Here is a 15,407-nt window from a genome sequence, read left to right as displayed (position 1 = left end):
CTGCTCACCGGGGGTTTCGTAACCGGGGAACCGGTGTGCCGTCCAGCAGGGCCCAGCATGCTGGTTCGGTGAGTGCCCAGGTCCGCGTCGCCGTGCCGGGCGCCACCATCCGGGCGCCACCATCCGGGCGCGGGCGTCGTCGACCCCGGTGACCGCGGCGGCGGTGAGCTCGGTGGACGCGTCGACGACGAGCAGGGTGAGCAGTTCGTCTCGGCTGCGGACGTACCGGTAGACCGCGCAGCAGACGACGCCCAGGTCCCGCGCGATCGCCCGCAGCGACCGGCCCCGAGGCGACGTGTCTCACCGCTCGACCGACACCGAACTGCGCGCGATCGCGTCACTCATCCCGGCGTTCCTGCTGACCCCCGCGCCTGACGGGCGGTCGGTGCGCGCTGCCTAGGCTGGAGCGGTGGTGCAGGCAGACCGGACGGGGACGGCGCGGTGGGTCCTGCACATCGACATGGACGCGTTCTTCGCCTCCGTCGAGCAGCTCACCCGCCCGACACTGCGGGGTCGGCCGGTCCTCGTCGGCGGGGTCGGTGGCCGCGGCGTCGTCGCCGGCGCCAGCTACGAGGCGCGACGGTTCGGCGCGCACTCGGCGATGCCGATGCAGCAGGCGCGTCGACTCGTCGGTGCCGGTGCGGTGGTGGTGCCGCCGCGCATCGGGGTGTACCGGGTGGTCAGTCGCCGGGTGTTCGCCCTGGTGCGCGAGCACCTTCCGGTGATCGAGATGCTCTCCTTCGACGAGGCCTTCGGGGAACCGGAGGCGCTGGTCGGGGCGTCGGTGGACGAGGTGGTCGACTTCGCCGAACGGATCCGATCGCGGGTGCGCGCCGAGCTGGGGCTCACCGTCTCCTTCGGTGCCGGCAGTGGCAAGCAGATCGCCAAGATCGCCTCCGGTCTCGCCAAACCCGATGGGGTACTGGTCGTCTCACCCGAGGACGAACAGGACTTCCTGCGGCCGCTACCGGTTCGGGCGCTGTGGGGAATCGGCCCGGTGGCCGGTGATCGTCTGCACCGGCTCGGGATCGACACCGTTGGTCAGCTCGCCGACCTGTCGGCGATGGAGGTGACCTCGATCCTGGGCACCGCGTTGGGTCCGGCGCTGCACCGGTTGGCCCACGGCGTCGATGATCGTCCGGTTGCCGAACGGGCCTCGGCCAAACAGATCAGTGCCGAATCGACCTTCGCCGACGATGTGATCACCCTGGATGCGTTGCGGCCGGCCATCTCTCGCGCCGCATCCGCTGCGCACCGGCGGCTGCTCGACGACGGCCGCGGCGCGCGAACGGTGGTGGTGAAGATGAAGAAGGCGGACATGGCGGTTCTCACCCGTTCGGCCACGCTGCCGACGGCCACCACCGATCTGGAGGTGCTCGAAGCGGTGGCGCAGCGACTGGCGTTGGACCCGGTCGACATCGGACCGGTGCGCTTGGTGGGTGTCGGATACGCCGGCCTGAGCTCGGTGGAACAGTTCCTGTTGTTCGATCCCGCCGCATCGGCTGTGCCGCCCATCGGGGCACCCACCGAGGCGAACGCCGACGAACCGCAGTCGCCGACCGTCTCCGACGACCCCGAGGCACTCGGTGGGGGCGACGACCAGGTGGCCGGAGTGCAACAGCGCAGCGGACGCGTGGTCGACGAGTCAGGGCAGGTCACCTGGATCACCGGAACCGATGTCCACCACCCCGACCTCGGTCACGGCTGGGTGCAGGGCAGCGGCCACGGAGTGGTCACCGTGCGGTTCGAGACCCGCGCGAGTGGTCCGGGCCCGGCCCGCACATTCCCGGCCGCACTACCCGAACTGCAGATCGCCGACCCGCTCGACAGCCTGGACTGGACCGCGGCCGAGCGCGAGGGGCCCCTGCAGGCCTGATCGTGGGGTCTGTGCGGCCGCGTTCACATCGGCTGGGTGCGGGCGAAGAAGTCGCCGACCGTGAACCCGCTCGGATCGCTGATCAGCAAGGCCTGTAGTGCCATTCGAACCTGTGGCGGCCGCAGCCAGGTCGACGGGGTCGCACCCGCGCGCACCAGGTCCACTCCGCCGCCACCGCCCCCGTAGGTCGGATGCACCGCGCCATGCGGGACGCGCGTGCTCACCACCACCGGCGTGCCGTCGGATACGACGCGGCGCACGGAGTCCACCACACCGGGATGGGTGTTGCCCGAGCCGAGACCGATCAGCACCAACGCCCGAGCACCTGCGGCCACATGGGCGGCGAGCAGGTCGGGGTCTACGCCGGGGTGCAGCGCGATGATGTCGACTCGGGCGGCCGCCAGTGCTGCCGATCGCGCCGCCGGATCGGTCAGCAGCGCGCGGTCCCAGTCCGGGGTGAGCACCCGATGCAGTGCCGGTGCCACACAGTCGAATGCCGCCGCATCGGTCAGGTGGGACTTGAACAGCCCGCGAGCGGGCAACACCTGTCCACCGAAGGCCACCGACACCCCGATCTCGGCTCCCGGATGCGAGACATAGGAGGTGTCGGGACGAGAGGTGTCGGGACGAGAGGTGTCGGGACGGGAGGTGTCGGGACGGGAGGTGTCGGGACGAGAGGTGTCGGGACGGAGAGCGACAGGACGAGGAGCTCCGGGGCCGGTGGCCGCCAACCGCAACGCCGCCGTGAGATTGGCCGGTCCGTCGGCGATGGGGGAGTCGGCGGGCAACTGTGCCCCGGTCAGCACGACACGCCGCCGATCCCGGTGCGCGAGGTCCAACAGGATCGCCGACTCCTCCAACGAGTCGGTGCCGTGGGTGACCACGACGCCGGTCACAGTCGGGTCGTCGAGGGCCTCGAGCACGGCGCCGAGAAGTCGATACTGCTCGTCGGGGGTGATGGCGGCGCTGTCGACGTTGAGCACTGTGCGCGTCGACACCGTGACGTCGTCACCGCGGTGTGGCGCGAGCAACTCGTCGGGGGTTCGGGTCGCGATCAACCCGTCGCCCCCAGCCACCGCCGAGATGGTTCCGCCGGTGCCGATGAGGACGATGTGCGGGGGAGCGGCCATGATCGATCACAGTGATGGGTACCTGGTCACCGGTCAAATCGGGCCCGTCCGCCGACGTCCGTGGCCGGTCACGGGGTGGATCATCGGACAACGACTTGGCATAGTGTGGGTCCGACGCGGGGGCCGCCGAGTTCGGCTCGGCCGGTGCCGTGCGCGGTTCGGTCACCCGGGCCCCTGTTTCGGCCGACCGTCGGCCCGGGTCCACCACGCTGCCTCGCCCGAGCTGGACCCCGACCGGCGGAATCCTGATCGGCCGAATCCATACGAGCAATCAACATGAAGGACGAACACGTGAAGCTGCACAAGATCGCCACTGCGGGTATGGCTGTGGCCGCATTCCTCACCATCGCGGCCTGCGGTGACAGCGGCGGCTCCGGAGGCGACGAGACCACCGCAGCCACCACCGCCTCGACGACTGCGGCGACCAGCGCCGACGGCGGGGTGTCGGACCCGTCGAAGCCGCCGAGCGCAGTCACGCTGAACGGACTGTTGGAGAAGGCGCTCGACCCGGCGGTACCGAACAGCGCCAAGACGGCCCTGGTGCAGGGTTCCTCGGCCGACCCCAAGCTCTTCGACAAGCTGGTGACCGCCAAGAAGCAGAACCCAGACGTCACGTACGTGCTGCAGGCACCGGTCATCGCCACCGGTCCGGGTCAGGCGACTGTGAAGGTGAAGGTGACCGTGCCACAGCAGCCTGCACTCACCGTCGAGGCGCAGATCATCTACGACCAGGGCAAGTGGAAGCTCGCCAAGAGCACCGTCTGTCTGCTGCTGCAGACCAACAAGGTGGCCAGCCCGATGTGCCCCGCGCAGGCCAACTGAGCAGGTTCAATCACCACGGGGCCGACCACGGGCCCGACCACGAAGCCCCCGAGACCGCTCTCGGGGGCTTCGTCCTACCGGGGGCACCGGTCGTGCTCCGCGACGTCGTGTGCAGCTGGCGTGCTGGTCGTGACCGGCCGCCGGCCGGGATCGGTCAGCGGCTCTGCCAGCGCGCCGAGAAGCTGGTCCGCTGCAGCAGCGGAGCATTCGGGTCGGCGCCGACGAGTGAACGTCCGCCCGAGACGGTCAGGCCGCCGTCGACCGGGAGGCCGCGGGACAGGTCGAGGGTGACGGTTCCGGTTCCGCTGGAGCTGTAGGCGGCGATGGTCAGGGTGGTGTCGGTCCCTGGCACCACGAACACTGAGTTCACCGGTTCCTCGTCGATGGCCACGTCGACGGTCAGTCGGTTGCCGGAGCGGGCCCGCAGCGTCGCGGTGAGGGTCTGGGTGACGGTCGCCCCGCCCGACACCGTGCGGACCGCGCGCCAGCGGGCACCCACTCCGATGGGCACCGTCGGCAACGTCACCGACTGGGTCAGCGCCTGCAGCAGTGACTGCTCGACCGCCGATCGGGCCGCATCGTCGGCCTCGGCGGCGGGCAGCAGCCGAAGCGCCCCCGGGACCGAACCACTGGCCACCGCCAGTCCGGCCCGAGAACCGACGACCTTACGCAGCGACGACGCCAATCCGGGCTCGGGCGACGTGGCCGAATCGAGCGCCAGCTCGACGTCGGTGGGATCGGTGCACAGGAAGCGTGCGGTCAGACCCAGCTCGACGCTCTGGTCTCTGTTCTCCGCCGGACGGCCGGGTCCTGCGCTCGTCGAGGTCGACGACGTGCGTAGCACCACGCGCTGTGGCGAGGTGTTGTCGGCGGATGCGGCTGTGACGACCCGTGGTTCGACGCCCGGATCGTCGACGGTGACCGCGGCAGGCGGAATCGGGAGCAGAGACACCGCAGGCGCGTTGACCGTCGAGTCGGTGGTGCAGCCCGCACTCGTGCTCGACGTAGTGGCGCGACTGCTCGCCGTCGATTCCGAGCCACCGGAACCACACGCGGTCAGCGCCGTCGCCGCCACGGCGAGCAACGCCGCCACGACCTCACACCGCGGACGGCCGGAGTGTGCTGAGTTGTGCCCGCCAGTCGAGACGGGTGTGGTGGAGGGGCGGACATCGATCACTACTCGAGGCTATCGGTGCCGACTGTCGGCAGACGCTCGCTGGGAGGTCGTGGGTGCCGGCACGTCGGCCGTCGGCGTCGGCGGGCTTGGCGTCGTGGACAATGGCGGGGTGAGCACCGACCCCGATGACCTCTCCACCAGCCACGCCCGCGCCGACTCCGACGACGCGGCCCCGACTGTTGCCGCCCCGACTGTTGCCGCCCCGAACTCGCCGGCCGCGTCCGCCGTGCGCGGAGGTCGACGGCCCGGGATCGTCAGCCTGTTGCCGCTGGTCGCCGGGGTGACACTGATCCTGGATCTGGTGACCAAGATGGTCGTGGTGGCAACCATCAAGGCCACCGACCCCATCGAGATCATCGGTGACACGGTCACCCTGACCCAGGTGCGCAACAGTGGTGCAGCGTTCTCGTTGGCCACCGGATACACCTGGGTGCTGACGATCGTCGCGCTGATCGTGGTGGGCGTGATCATCCGCTTCGCCAATCGGCTGCGCTCGGCCTGGTGGGCAGTGGGACTGGGGCTGATACTCGGCGGTGCGCTGGGCAATCTCATCGATCGCATCTTCCGATCGCCCGGACCGCTACGTGGTCACGTCGTCGACTTCATCTCGGTGGGGTGGTGGCCGGTGTTCAACATCGCCGACTCGGCCGTGGTGTGCGGGGCGGTGCTGCTGGTGGCCCTGACCCTGTTCGGCGTGGAACTCGACGGCACCCGCACACCCTCTGGGCGCTCACCGAAGACTGAATCCGACTCGGCCGCTGCGGCATCGAACATCGCGGGGACGCCTGAGGCGACCACCCCGAAATCGCCCACCCCGCAAATGCCCACCCCCAAATCGCCCACCCCGAACGCGGCTACCCCGTCGCCGAACGGCTCGCCGGATGCGTGAAAGTCGTTCCATGCCGGTTCCCGACGGCATCGACGGGATGCGCCTGGATGCGGGGGTCTCCCGCATCCTCGGGCTCTCTCGCACAGTCATCGCCGCGCTGGCCGACGATGGCGATGTCAGCATCGACGGTGTCGCGGCGGGCAAGTCGCACCGGCTCAGCGCAGGTTCCTGGCTGGAGGTGACCCTGCCCGAGCCGGCCCGAGAACTCGAGAACCCGGTCTTGGCCGTCGAAGACATGGACGTTCTCTACGCCGACGACGACATCGTGGTGGTGGACAAGCCGGTCGGCGTGGCCGCCCACGCCTCGGTGGGCTGGACCGGGCCCACGGTCATCGGTGGACTGGCCGCCGCGGGCTTTCGCATCTCCACCTCGGGGGCGCACGAACGCCAAGGCATCGTGCACCGCTTGGACGTGGGGACATCCGGGGTGATGGTGGTGGCGGTGTCCGAACGTGCCTACACGCTGCTCAAACGCGCCTTCAAGGAACGCACGGTGGACAAGCGCTATCACGCGCTGGTGCAAGGTCACCTCGATCCGTCCTCGGGCACCATCGACGCGGCCATCGGGCGTCACCCGGGCAGTGAGTGGAAGTTTGCGGTGACCACCGCGGGCAAGCCCAGCGTCACCCACTACGACACCCTCGAGATGTTTGCTGCGGCAAGCCTTCTCGATGTCCACCTGGAGACCGGTCGGACCCATCAGATTCGGGTGCACTTCTCCGCCCTGCACCATCCGTGCTGCGGGGACCTCACCTACGGAGCCGACCCCGTGCTCGCGCGGCGGCTCGGTCTGCAGCGACAGTGGCTGCATGCGCGGGCGTTGTCCTTCGCCCATCCCGCCGATGGTCGCGCCGTCGAGTTCACCAGCCCGTACCCCGATGATCTGCGGGGTGCGTTGGATCTCCTGCGGGCCGGGTGAGCCGGCTGCTCGGCTGCGGGCGCATCCCGATCGTGGTCGTGGTGGTGTCGGCGGTGTTCGTGGGTCTGCTCTACGTCGTCGGCCTCACCCATCCGCCCGCACGTCCTGCCGTCGGGACCGATCGGCTCGGACCGGAGAACGGGCAACTGGTCGAGGAGTATCTGTCACAGTCGTCCGCGTCGCTGGCCGGGGCTCGTGCCGGTGCCCGATGGGCGTTGGTGTCGCTGCGCGCCGGTCTCGACGACGAAGCCGCCTGGGCGGTCACCTCGGGGACCATGCGGTCGCAGGTGGCGTTCCACGTCGCGGTGCCGCAGGTGGCCACGCCGACGCTGCTGGTCCCGGTGACCGACATCCGTCGATCACTCGACCTGGCCCGTGGTCAGGCGGTGTCGGACGCGCAGGCAGACGCGGTGTCTGCCAACCCGAGCACCGCCGGCGACCGCCCTGCTCCTGCCCCCGACCCCGACACCGCGCGCAGTGCGGCGATCGCGCGACTGGTGGTCCGTCGCCTCTCCGGCGACTGCGCGTGTGTGGTGGCGCTGGTGGTTCGTGGACTGCCGTCGACGCTGCGGCAGCTCGCAGCGCGTCCGCAGGTCCGGGCGGTCGAGGTGCTGCCTGCCGATGCCGCAGGTGGACGTTTCGCGGTGGTGCCGCTGCTGCCGGAGACGACCGGGCGGGTGGGCCCATCGGTGGACACCGGCCCGGTGCCTCCGGCCTGAATTCCGCTCCGGCGACTGACGTCGGCGTGTCGCGCGGCGTGGCGGCCGACCGGTGGTGTCGAGCCGGGTGTGGCAACCCGACGACGACGGTGGCTGCCCCTAGACTGGGGCAGCCAGACCAATGATCGTCGCGGCTTCGTCGGTCCTCGCGTGGGGCCGTCGGGGCAGCCGATCCGGGCCGGTTGCCCACCAGCGTCATCGAGAGGTCGATAGTGTCGGAATCCTTTGTCCACCTTCACAATCACACCGAGTACTCGATGCTCGACGGGGCGGCGAAGGTGGCGCCACTGTTCGCGCAGGCGCAGCGGTTGGGGATGACGGCGCTGGGCATGACCGACCACGGCAACATGTTCGGCGCCAGTGAGTTCTACACGGTGGCCAAGAAGTCGGGCATCACACCGATCATCGGGATCGAGGCCTACATCGCGCCGGGTTCACGCTTTGACACAAAACGTGTCCTGTGGGGCGATCGGGACCAGAAGAGCGACGACGTCTCCGGTAGCGGCGCCTACACCCACATGACGATGGTGGCCGAGAACGCCACCGGACTACGCAACCTGTTCACCCTGTCCTCGATGGCGTCCATCGAAGGTCAGCTGGGCAAGTGGTCCCGGATGGACGCCGATCTCATCGCCGCCCACGCCGAAGGCATCATCGCCACCACCGGTTGTCCGTCGGGTGAGGTGCAGACCCGACTGCGGCTCGGCCACGAGCGCGAGGCGTTGGAGGCGGCGGCCAAGTGGCAGGAGATCTTCGGCAAGGACAACTTCTACCTCGAGTTGATGGAGCACGGCCTCGAGATCGAGCGTCGCGTTCGGGACGGCCTGCTCGACATCGGCCGCAAGCTCGGTATCAAGCCGATCGTCACCAACGACTGCCACTACGTGGAGAAGGATCACGCCGCCACCCACGAGGCGCTGCTGTGCATCCAGACCGGAAAGACCCTCTCCGATCCCACCCGCTTCAAGTTCGACGGCGACGGCTACTACCTCAAGTCCGCTGCCCAGATGCGTGCGCAGTGGGATCACGTGGTCCCCGGGGCGTGTGACAACACCGTGGAGATCGGCGAGCGCATCGGCGACTACGCCGAGGTGTTCGCCCACCGCGATCGGATGCCGGTGTTCCCGGTCCCGGAGGGCGAGACGCAGGACAGCTGGCTGCGTCGCGAGGTGAAATCTGGTCTGGCGCGGCGCTTTCCCGACGGCCCGGTACCCGAGGAGTACGTCCGTCGCGCCGACTACGAACTCGACGTCATCATCCAGATGGGGTTCCCTGCGTACTTCCTCGTCGTCGGTGACCTCATCCGCCACGCCCTCGAGGTGGGGATCCGGGTGGGCCCCGGCCGTGGGTCGGCAGCCGGTTCGTTGGTGGCGTGGGCGCTGGGCATCACCAACATCGACCCCATTCCCTACGGCCTGCTCTTCGAGCGGTTCCTCAACCCCGAGCGCGTGTCGATGCCCGACATCGACATCGACTTCGACGATCGCCGCCGTGGTGACATGGTGCGTTACGCCACCGAACGGTGGGGGAGCGACAAGGTGGCCCAGGTCATCACCTTCGGCACCATCAAGACCAAGGCGGCCATCAAGGACTCGGCGCGCGTGCAGTTCGGGCAGCCCGGATTTGCCATCGCCGACCGCATCACCAAGGCGTTGCCGCCGCCGATCATGGCCAAGGACATCTCGGTCGCCGGCATCACCGATCCCGACCACGAGCGCTACAACGAGGCCGCCGAGGTGCGCGGCCTGATCGAGACCGATCCCGACGTCAAGCGCATCTACGACACCGCCTTGGGCCTCGAGGGCTTGATCCGCAACGCTGGTGTCCACGCGTGTGCGGTGATCATGTCCTCGGAACCGTTGACCGAGGCGATCCCGGTGTGGAAACGCGCCCAGGACGGCGCGATCATCACCGGCTTCGACTATCCCTCGTGTGAGGCGATGGGTCTGTTGAAGATGGACTTCCTCGGTCTGCGCAACCTCACCGTCATCGGCGATGCGATCGAGAACATCAAGACCAACCGTGGCATCGACTTCGACACCGACGCAGCACCTCTCGACGACCCCAAGACCTACGACCTGCTCGCTCGTGGCGACACCCTGGGGGTGTTCCAACTCGACGGTGGGCCGATGCGCGAGTTGCTCAAGCGCATGCAGCCGACCGGGTTCGAGGACATTGTGGCGGTGCTCGCGCTCTATCGCCCCGGCCCGATGGGCATGAACGCCCACAACGATTACGCCGACCGCAAGAACGGGCGCCAAGAGGTCTCGCCCATCCACCCCGAACTCGAAGAACCGCTCAAGGAGATCCTGGCCGACACCTACGGTCTGATCGTCTACCAGGAGCAGATCATGCAGATCGCTCAGAAGGTGGCGGGTTATTCGCTGGGCCAGGCCGATCTGTTGCGCCGCGCGATGGGCAAGAAGAAGAAGGAGATCCTCGACGACGCCTACGAGGGTTTCGCAGAAGGTATGCGCGGCAACGGGTTCTCGGCGCCCGCCATCAAAGCGCTGTGGGACACCGTGCTTCCGTTCGCCGGGTACGCCTTCAACAAGTCCCATGCCGCCGGCTACGGGTTGGTGTCGTTCTGGACCGCCTACCTCAAGGCCAACTTCCCCGCCGAGTACATGGCCGGTCTGCTCACCTCGGTCGGCGACGACAAGGACAAGGCCGCCATCTACCTCGCCGACTGCCGCAAGCTCGGGATCACGGTTCTCCCACCGGATGTCAACGAGTCACAGCGCAACTTCGCCGCAGTCGGCGGCGACATCAGGTTCGGATTGGCTGCGGTGCGCAACGTGGGCACCAACGTGGTCTCGGCGATCATCGCCGCGCGGGAGGAAAAGGGGAAGTTCACCAGCTTCTCGGACTACCTCGGCAAGATCGACGTCACCGCGTGCAACAAGAAGGTGACCGAATCACTGGTCAAGGCAGGGGCGTTCGACTCCCTGCGCCATCCCCGCAAGGGGCTCTACCTCATCCACTCCGACGCTGTGGACGCAGTGCTCGGGACCAAGAAGGCCGAGGCGATCGGTCAGTTCGACCTGTTCGGCGACGTGGGTACCGATGTGGGAGTGCTCGACGACGTGTTCGCGGTGAAGGTGCCCGAGGAGGAATGGGATACCAAGCACAAGCTCGCGCTGGAACGAGAGATGTTGGGACTGTACGTGTCCGGGCATCCCCTCGCCGGTGTGGAGCACGTCATCTCGGCTCAGACCGACACCTCCATCTCGGCCCTGCTCGAGCGCAACGTCGCCGACGGGGCACAGATCGTCATCGGCGGGATCATCTCCGCGGTCACCCGACGGGTGAACAAGAAGGGTGAGCCCTACGCGGTGGTCACCCTCGAGGACATGGTTGGTGGGGTGGAGGTCTACTTCTTCCCGCGTGCCTTCCAGGCCTACGGGATGGACATCGTGGCCGACGCGGTGGTGCTCATCAAGGCGCGTGTCAGCTTCCGGGACGAGTCGATGATGATCAACGCCAATGACCTTGCGGTGCCTGATCTCTCGCAGGCGGGTGCGTCCAAACCGGTGGCGCTGACGATGTCGACTCGGCTGTGCACCCAGGACCGGGTCACTGCGCTCAAGCAGGTGTTGAGTCGCCATCCCGGAACAGCTGACGTCCACGTGCGGTTGACCAGCGGTGACTCCTCGACCACGCTGCGCCTCGACGAGAAGTTGCGGGTGACCCCGAGTTCGGCGTTGATGGGTGACCTGAAGGCCCTGCTGGGACCCAGCTGTCTCAGCTGACGGTGATGTCGCCCCCGGCGCCGCCACCGGCGCCAGGGGTGCGGTCGGTGGGGTTCGGCCACGGCCGGGCGACCGCCGGATGCCGTAGCCACCAGCACAGCCCCACCGCAACCACGACCGCCCACGCGGTCACCTCACCCGATCCGGTCATCGCGAACGCGAGCAGAGCGGTCAGCGCACCGATAACGAGCGTGCGCACCTTGTACAACGGCCACGCCACACCCGCGACGAGCATCGTGCGCGACGTATCCTCGGGGGTGCGTGAGATTGGCGGCGACTGGCTCGGTGTGGTCATCCGACGGACTCGATCCGGTGGGCGTGTACAGCTGACCTCGCAAGAATAGGTCACCCTACACCTCAGAGTTCGGATAGCCGAACTTCGGGGTACGTGCCGCCCATCAGCGGCGAGGAAACGAAGGAGCAACGATGCCACTCGAGGGCGAATACGCACCGAGTACCAGTGATTGGGCTCGCGATCAGGCCGAACGAATCGAGAACTCGGGCGGTACCGAGGCGACCGAGCTCAACGGCATGCCGGTGGTGCTGCTCACCTCGGTCGGGGCCAAGACCGGAAAGCTGCGCAAGACCCCGCTCATGCGAGTCGAACACGACGGCGCCTACGCGGCCGTCGCCTCACTGGGCGGCGCACCGAAGAACCCGGTCTGGTACCACAACGTCATCGCCCATCCCCGGGTTGAGCTGCGCGACGGCGAGCAGGTGTTCGACATGGTGGCCCGCGAGGTCGACGGTGCCGAGAAAGCCCTGTGGTGGGAGCGTGCCGTTGCGGCCTATCCGCCCTACGCCGACTACCAGGCCAAGACCGATCGCTCGATCCCGGTGTTCGTGCTCGAACCCGTCCAGAACTGATGTCGGCGGTCCGTTCGCGACATCGGTGTACCGGATGCTCCTGCGCGTGATGCGGCGGCTCGGTGGTGAGACGATGGGCCGGTGACCAACCCGACTTCCGTGCAGTCTCCGGTGCTCGATGCCGATGCCATCCGCGCCGCCGCCCGACGAATCGGTGACGTGGTGGCGCGCACGCCGCTGCAGATCAACGGCCGACTGTCGGCGCGGACCGGGGCGCAGGTCTATCTCAAGCGCGAGGACCTGCAGTCGGTGCGGTCATACAAGATCCGCGGCGCCTACAACTCGATCGCCCTCCTCGACGAGGGCGCGCGTGCGGCCGGGGTGGTGGCCGCCAGCGCCGGCAACCACGCGCAGGGAGTTGCGTTCGCCTGTCGCGCAATGGGTATCCGCGGACGCATCTACGTGCCCACCACCACGCCCAAACAGAAACGCGACCGCATCCGATGGCACGGCGGCGACGCCATCGAACTCATCGCCACCGGCCCCACCTACGACGCGGCGGCCACCGCAGCACTGGCCGACGTCGCCGCCACCGGGGCCTCCTGGATCCACGCGTTCGACGATCCCCGCACCGCGGCCGGGCAGGGCACGATCGCGGTGGAGATCGTCGAACAACTCGGCCACGTACCCGACGTCGTGATCGTCGGGGTGGGCGGTGGTGGCTGCCTGTCGGGGATGACGACGTACCTGCGGTCACTGCGCGAGGACGTCACCATCATCGGGGTCGAGCCGACGGGCGCACCGTCGCTGGCCGCAGCACTGCTCGCCGGTGAACCGGTGACGCTGTCGGAGATCAACTCCTTCGTCGACGGTGCGGCGGTCAAACGGGTGGGGAACCTGTGCTTCTCGGTGATCTCCGCTCTCTCGCCGACGGTGGCCGACCACCCCGACCTGCCGAATGATCGCACGGTGGCCGGCTCCGGCCCGCTGCCCGCGGGCAGTGCCCACGTGATGCACGTCGACGAGGGCGCGCTGTGTTCGACCATGCTCGAGCTGTATCAGGACGACGGGATCATCGCCGAACCTGCTGGGGCGCTGTCGGTGTCGGCACTGGATGAGATCACGATCGCACCGGACACCTCGGTGGTGTGTCTGCTCTCCGGTGGTAACAACGACGTGTCCCGCTACGGCGAGATCATCGAACGATCGTTGGTGCACCGCGGACTCAAGCACTACTTCCTCGTCGACTTCCCGCAGGAGCCCGGAGCGTTGCGGGGGTTTCTCGACGAGGTCCTCGGGCCCGACGACGACATCACGCTCTTCGAGTACGTCAAACGCAACAACCGTGAGGTCGGCGCCGCTCTCGTCGGTATCGAGCTCGCTTCGGCGGCTGGTCTGCCCACGTTGCTCGAACGTATGAAGCAGTCGCGGCTCACGACCGAGCGCCTCGAACCGGGCTCACCTGCCTACCGCTACCTCACCTGAGCGCCGTCCGATCACCACGTTGTGTCCAGGTGAGTCGATGCCATCGGCGCCCACCCGCACCGGGACCCAGCTCAGCAGCGGATCGATGTCGACGGGGATCCGGGCCGGATCGGAACCCAACACACACGCCACCACCACCGAACCGCGGTGGACGATGAACCAGCCTGCGTCGGAATCAAACTCGACTCGGGTGGAACGGAAGTCGTTGGCGCGCAGATCCTGCGGGTAGTCCTCGCGCAACGCGATCAGTGCTCGGTAGAACTCCAAGATCCGTCGGTGCTCGCCTCGGTCGAGTTCAGACCAGTCCAGGTGTGACCGTTCGAAGGTCGCCCGATCCTGGGGGTCGGGTACATCGGCCGCGGCCCAACCGTGGTCGGCGAACTCCGCTTTGCGGCCGTCAGCGGTGGCCCGACCCAGTTCCGGCTCCGGGTGAGAGGTGAAGAACTGAAACGGTGTTCGAGCGCCCCACTCCTCACCCATGAACAGCATCGGGGTGAAGGCGGAGGTGAGCACCAGGGCCGCTTTGATGGCAACCTGTCCATCGTCGAGGTAGGCGGTGGGTCGGTCCCCGACGGCGCGATTGCCGATCTGATCGTGATTGCAGGTGTAGACGACCATCGCGGTGGAGGGCACCCGATCGGGGTCGATCGGGCGTCCGTGCCGACGTCGGCGAAAAGACGAGTAGGTCATGGCGTGGAAGAAGCCACCGGTCAACACCGTAGCCAGACACTCGAAGCTGCCGAAATCGGAGTAGTAGCCCTGCCTTTCACCAGACACCGCGGTGTGGATGGCGTGATGGACGTCGTCGTCCCACTGTGCGGTGAGCCCGTACCCGCCCAGTGAACGCGCGGTCACCAGTCGTGGATCGTTGAGGTCGCTCTCGGCGATCAGCGACAGTGGGCGACCCAACTCTGTCGACAATGCCTCGGTGCGAATCGCCAACTCCTCGAGCAGGTGCACCGCCGTTGCGTCGACCAGGGCGTGGACGGCGTCGAGCCGCAGTCCGTCGACGTGGAAGTCGCGCATCCACCGCACGGCGTTGTCGATGACGAAGGCGCGCACGGGGTCGGACTGTGCGCGGTCGAGGTTGAGTGACTGTCCCCAGGTGTTCGCGCCGTCGGTGAGGTAGGGGCCGAAGCGCGGCAGGTAGTTGCCCGAGGGCCCGAGGTGGTTGTAGACCACATCGAGGATCACGCCGATCCCGACGCGGTGGCAGGCATCGACGAAACGTTGGAATCCGGCTGGGCCGCCGTAGTTCTCGTGCACGGCATACCAGCCGACGCCGTCGTAGCCCCAGTTGTGGGTGCCGTTGAACGCGTTGATGGGCATCACCTCCACGAACTGCACGCCCAGGGCCACCAGATGATCGAGGCGTTCGATGGCGCTGTCGAAGGTGCCTGGAGCAGTGAAGGTTCCGATGTGCAGTTCGTAGAGGACGGCGCCGGCCACCGACCGACCGGTCCACGCCGAATCTGACCAGTCGAAGGCGCCTGCATCGAAGGGTGCGGAGCGCCGGTGTACGCCGTCGGGTTGGCGCGGCGAGCGCGGATCGGGCAGCACAGTGGGATCGTCGTCGATGCGATACCCGTAACGCGCCACCTCCGAAGCGATCTCGGGAGCGTCGTCGGGCAGTCGCCACCACCCGAGGTCGGCGTGCAGGGCCACCTCGACCGCCTCGCGCCCCGGATCGGTTCGGTCCAGCACGAGGATCACCTGTCGTGCGTTCGGTGCCCACACTGCGTAGTCGTCGTCTGTGCCCATGCGTCGACGGTAACGGCTGGGCCGTGGCGATGGTGGGCGTGCCCGATGCCGATTCGATGCGTGGGACCGA

The 15,407-nt window shown here is 68.0% G+C and carries 12 protein-coding genes and 1 pseudogene; 8 read left to right on the top strand and 5 right to left on the bottom strand.

Annotated elements, in window-relative coordinates; all coding sequences use genetic code 11:
- A pseudogene (locus KIK15_RS18170) lies at positions 1 to 285 on the bottom strand (TetR family transcriptional regulator); the annotation flags it as partial.
- Positions 286 to 460: 175 nt separating this feature from the next.
- Between KIK15_RS18170 and KIK15_RS00495 the strand changes: the two are divergent.
- A complete protein-coding gene (locus KIK15_RS00495) occupies positions 461 to 1,876 on the top strand; it encodes a DNA polymerase IV (protein ID WP_250323963.1) in 1,416 nt (471 codons plus the stop codon).
- A gap of 23 nt (positions 1,877 to 1,899) precedes the next feature.
- On the opposite strand, the gene KIK15_RS00490 is transcribed toward KIK15_RS00495, so the two are convergent.
- The gene (locus KIK15_RS00490; RefSeq protein WP_214242228.1) at positions 1,900 to 3,006 is read right to left on the bottom strand and encodes an asparaginase domain-containing protein; all 1,107 of its coding nucleotides are present in this window, start codon (positions 3,004 to 3,006) and stop codon (positions 1,900 to 1,902) included.
- A 291-nt stretch (positions 3,007 to 3,297) separates the two neighbouring features.
- Between KIK15_RS00490 and KIK15_RS00485 the strand changes: the two genes are divergently transcribed.
- On the top strand, positions 3,298 to 3,828 hold the full coding sequence (locus KIK15_RS00485) for a hypothetical protein (protein WP_307851668.1): 531 nt from the start codon (positions 3,298 to 3,300) through the stop codon (positions 3,826 to 3,828).
- A gap of 154 nt (positions 3,829 to 3,982) precedes the next feature.
- Here the strand turns inward: KIK15_RS00485 and KIK15_RS00480 are convergent, their stop codons facing one another.
- Positions 3,983 to 4,921 (bottom strand): hypothetical protein, encoded by a 939-nt coding sequence (locus tag KIK15_RS00480; protein WP_307851667.1) that lies wholly within the window; start codon positions 4,919 to 4,921, stop codon positions 3,983 to 3,985.
- Positions 4,922 to 5,114: 193 nt separating this feature from the next.
- On the opposite strand from KIK15_RS00480, the gene lspA reads away from it, so the two are divergent.
- The 4 genes from lspA to dnaE all read left to right on the top strand — a co-directional run bounded on the left by lspA (position 5,115) and on the right by dnaE (position 11,284).
- Positions 5,115 to 5,894, top strand: coding sequence for a signal peptidase II (lspA, locus tag KIK15_RS00475; RefSeq protein WP_214242226.1), 780 nt, complete (start codon positions 5,115 to 5,117; stop codon positions 5,892 to 5,894).
- The gene (locus tag KIK15_RS00470; RefSeq protein ID WP_214242225.1) at positions 5,887 to 6,813 is read left to right on the top strand and encodes an RluA family pseudouridine synthase; all 927 of its coding nucleotides are present in this window, start codon (positions 5,887 to 5,889) and stop codon (positions 6,811 to 6,813) included. Before lspA ends, KIK15_RS00470 begins: the two co-directional genes overlap by 8 nt.
- Entirely contained in the window at positions 6,810 to 7,532 is a 723-nt protein-coding gene (locus KIK15_RS00465) for a hypothetical protein (protein ID WP_214242224.1), read from the top strand. The genes KIK15_RS00470 and KIK15_RS00465 overlap by 4 nt, the downstream gene beginning before the upstream one ends.
- A 212-nt stretch (positions 7,533 to 7,744) precedes the next feature.
- Entirely contained in the window at positions 7,745 to 11,284 is a 3,540-nt protein-coding gene (gene dnaE / locus KIK15_RS00460; protein WP_214242223.1) for a DNA polymerase III subunit alpha, read from the top strand.
- On the opposite strand, the gene KIK15_RS00455 is transcribed toward dnaE, so the two are convergent.
- Positions 11,277 to 11,579 carry a hypothetical protein gene (locus KIK15_RS00455; RefSeq protein WP_214242222.1) on the bottom strand — a complete coding sequence of 101 codons (303 nt, stop codon included), beginning with the start codon at positions 11,577 to 11,579 and terminating at the stop codon, positions 11,277 to 11,279. The two genes, dnaE and KIK15_RS00455, sit on opposite strands and share 8 nt — an antisense overlap.
- Positions 11,580 to 11,710: 131 nt before the next feature.
- On the opposite strand from KIK15_RS00455, the gene KIK15_RS00450 reads away from it, so the two are divergent.
- Together KIK15_RS00450 and ilvA are read left to right on the top strand one after the other, a co-directional pair.
- Positions 11,711 to 12,151, top strand: coding sequence for a nitroreductase family deazaflavin-dependent oxidoreductase (locus tag KIK15_RS00450; RefSeq protein WP_214242221.1), 441 nt, complete (start codon positions 11,711 to 11,713; stop codon positions 12,149 to 12,151).
- Positions 12,152 to 12,232: 81 nt separating this feature from the next.
- The gene (gene ilvA, locus KIK15_RS00445) at positions 12,233 to 13,576 is read left to right on the top strand and encodes a threonine ammonia-lyase IlvA (protein WP_214242220.1); all 1,344 of its coding nucleotides are present in this window, start codon (positions 12,233 to 12,235) and stop codon (positions 13,574 to 13,576) included.
- Here the strand turns inward: ilvA and treZ are convergent.
- Positions 13,550 to 15,337 carry a malto-oligosyltrehalose trehalohydrolase gene (gene treZ, locus KIK15_RS00440; protein WP_214242219.1) on the bottom strand — a complete coding sequence of 596 codons (1,788 nt, stop codon included), beginning with the start codon at positions 15,335 to 15,337 and terminating at the stop codon, positions 13,550 to 13,552. The two genes, ilvA and treZ, sit on opposite strands and share 27 nt — an antisense overlap.
- Positions 15,338 to 15,407 lie beyond the last annotated feature (70 nt).

Origin of the sequence: Williamsia sp. CHRR-6, assembly GCF_018474015.1 — a bacterium.
Lineage (GTDB): Bacteria > Actinomycetota > Actinomycetes > Mycobacteriales > Mycobacteriaceae > Williamsia_A.
Note: the sequence above shows the minus strand (reverse complement) of the source record. Positions and strands in the feature narration are given on the sequence as shown.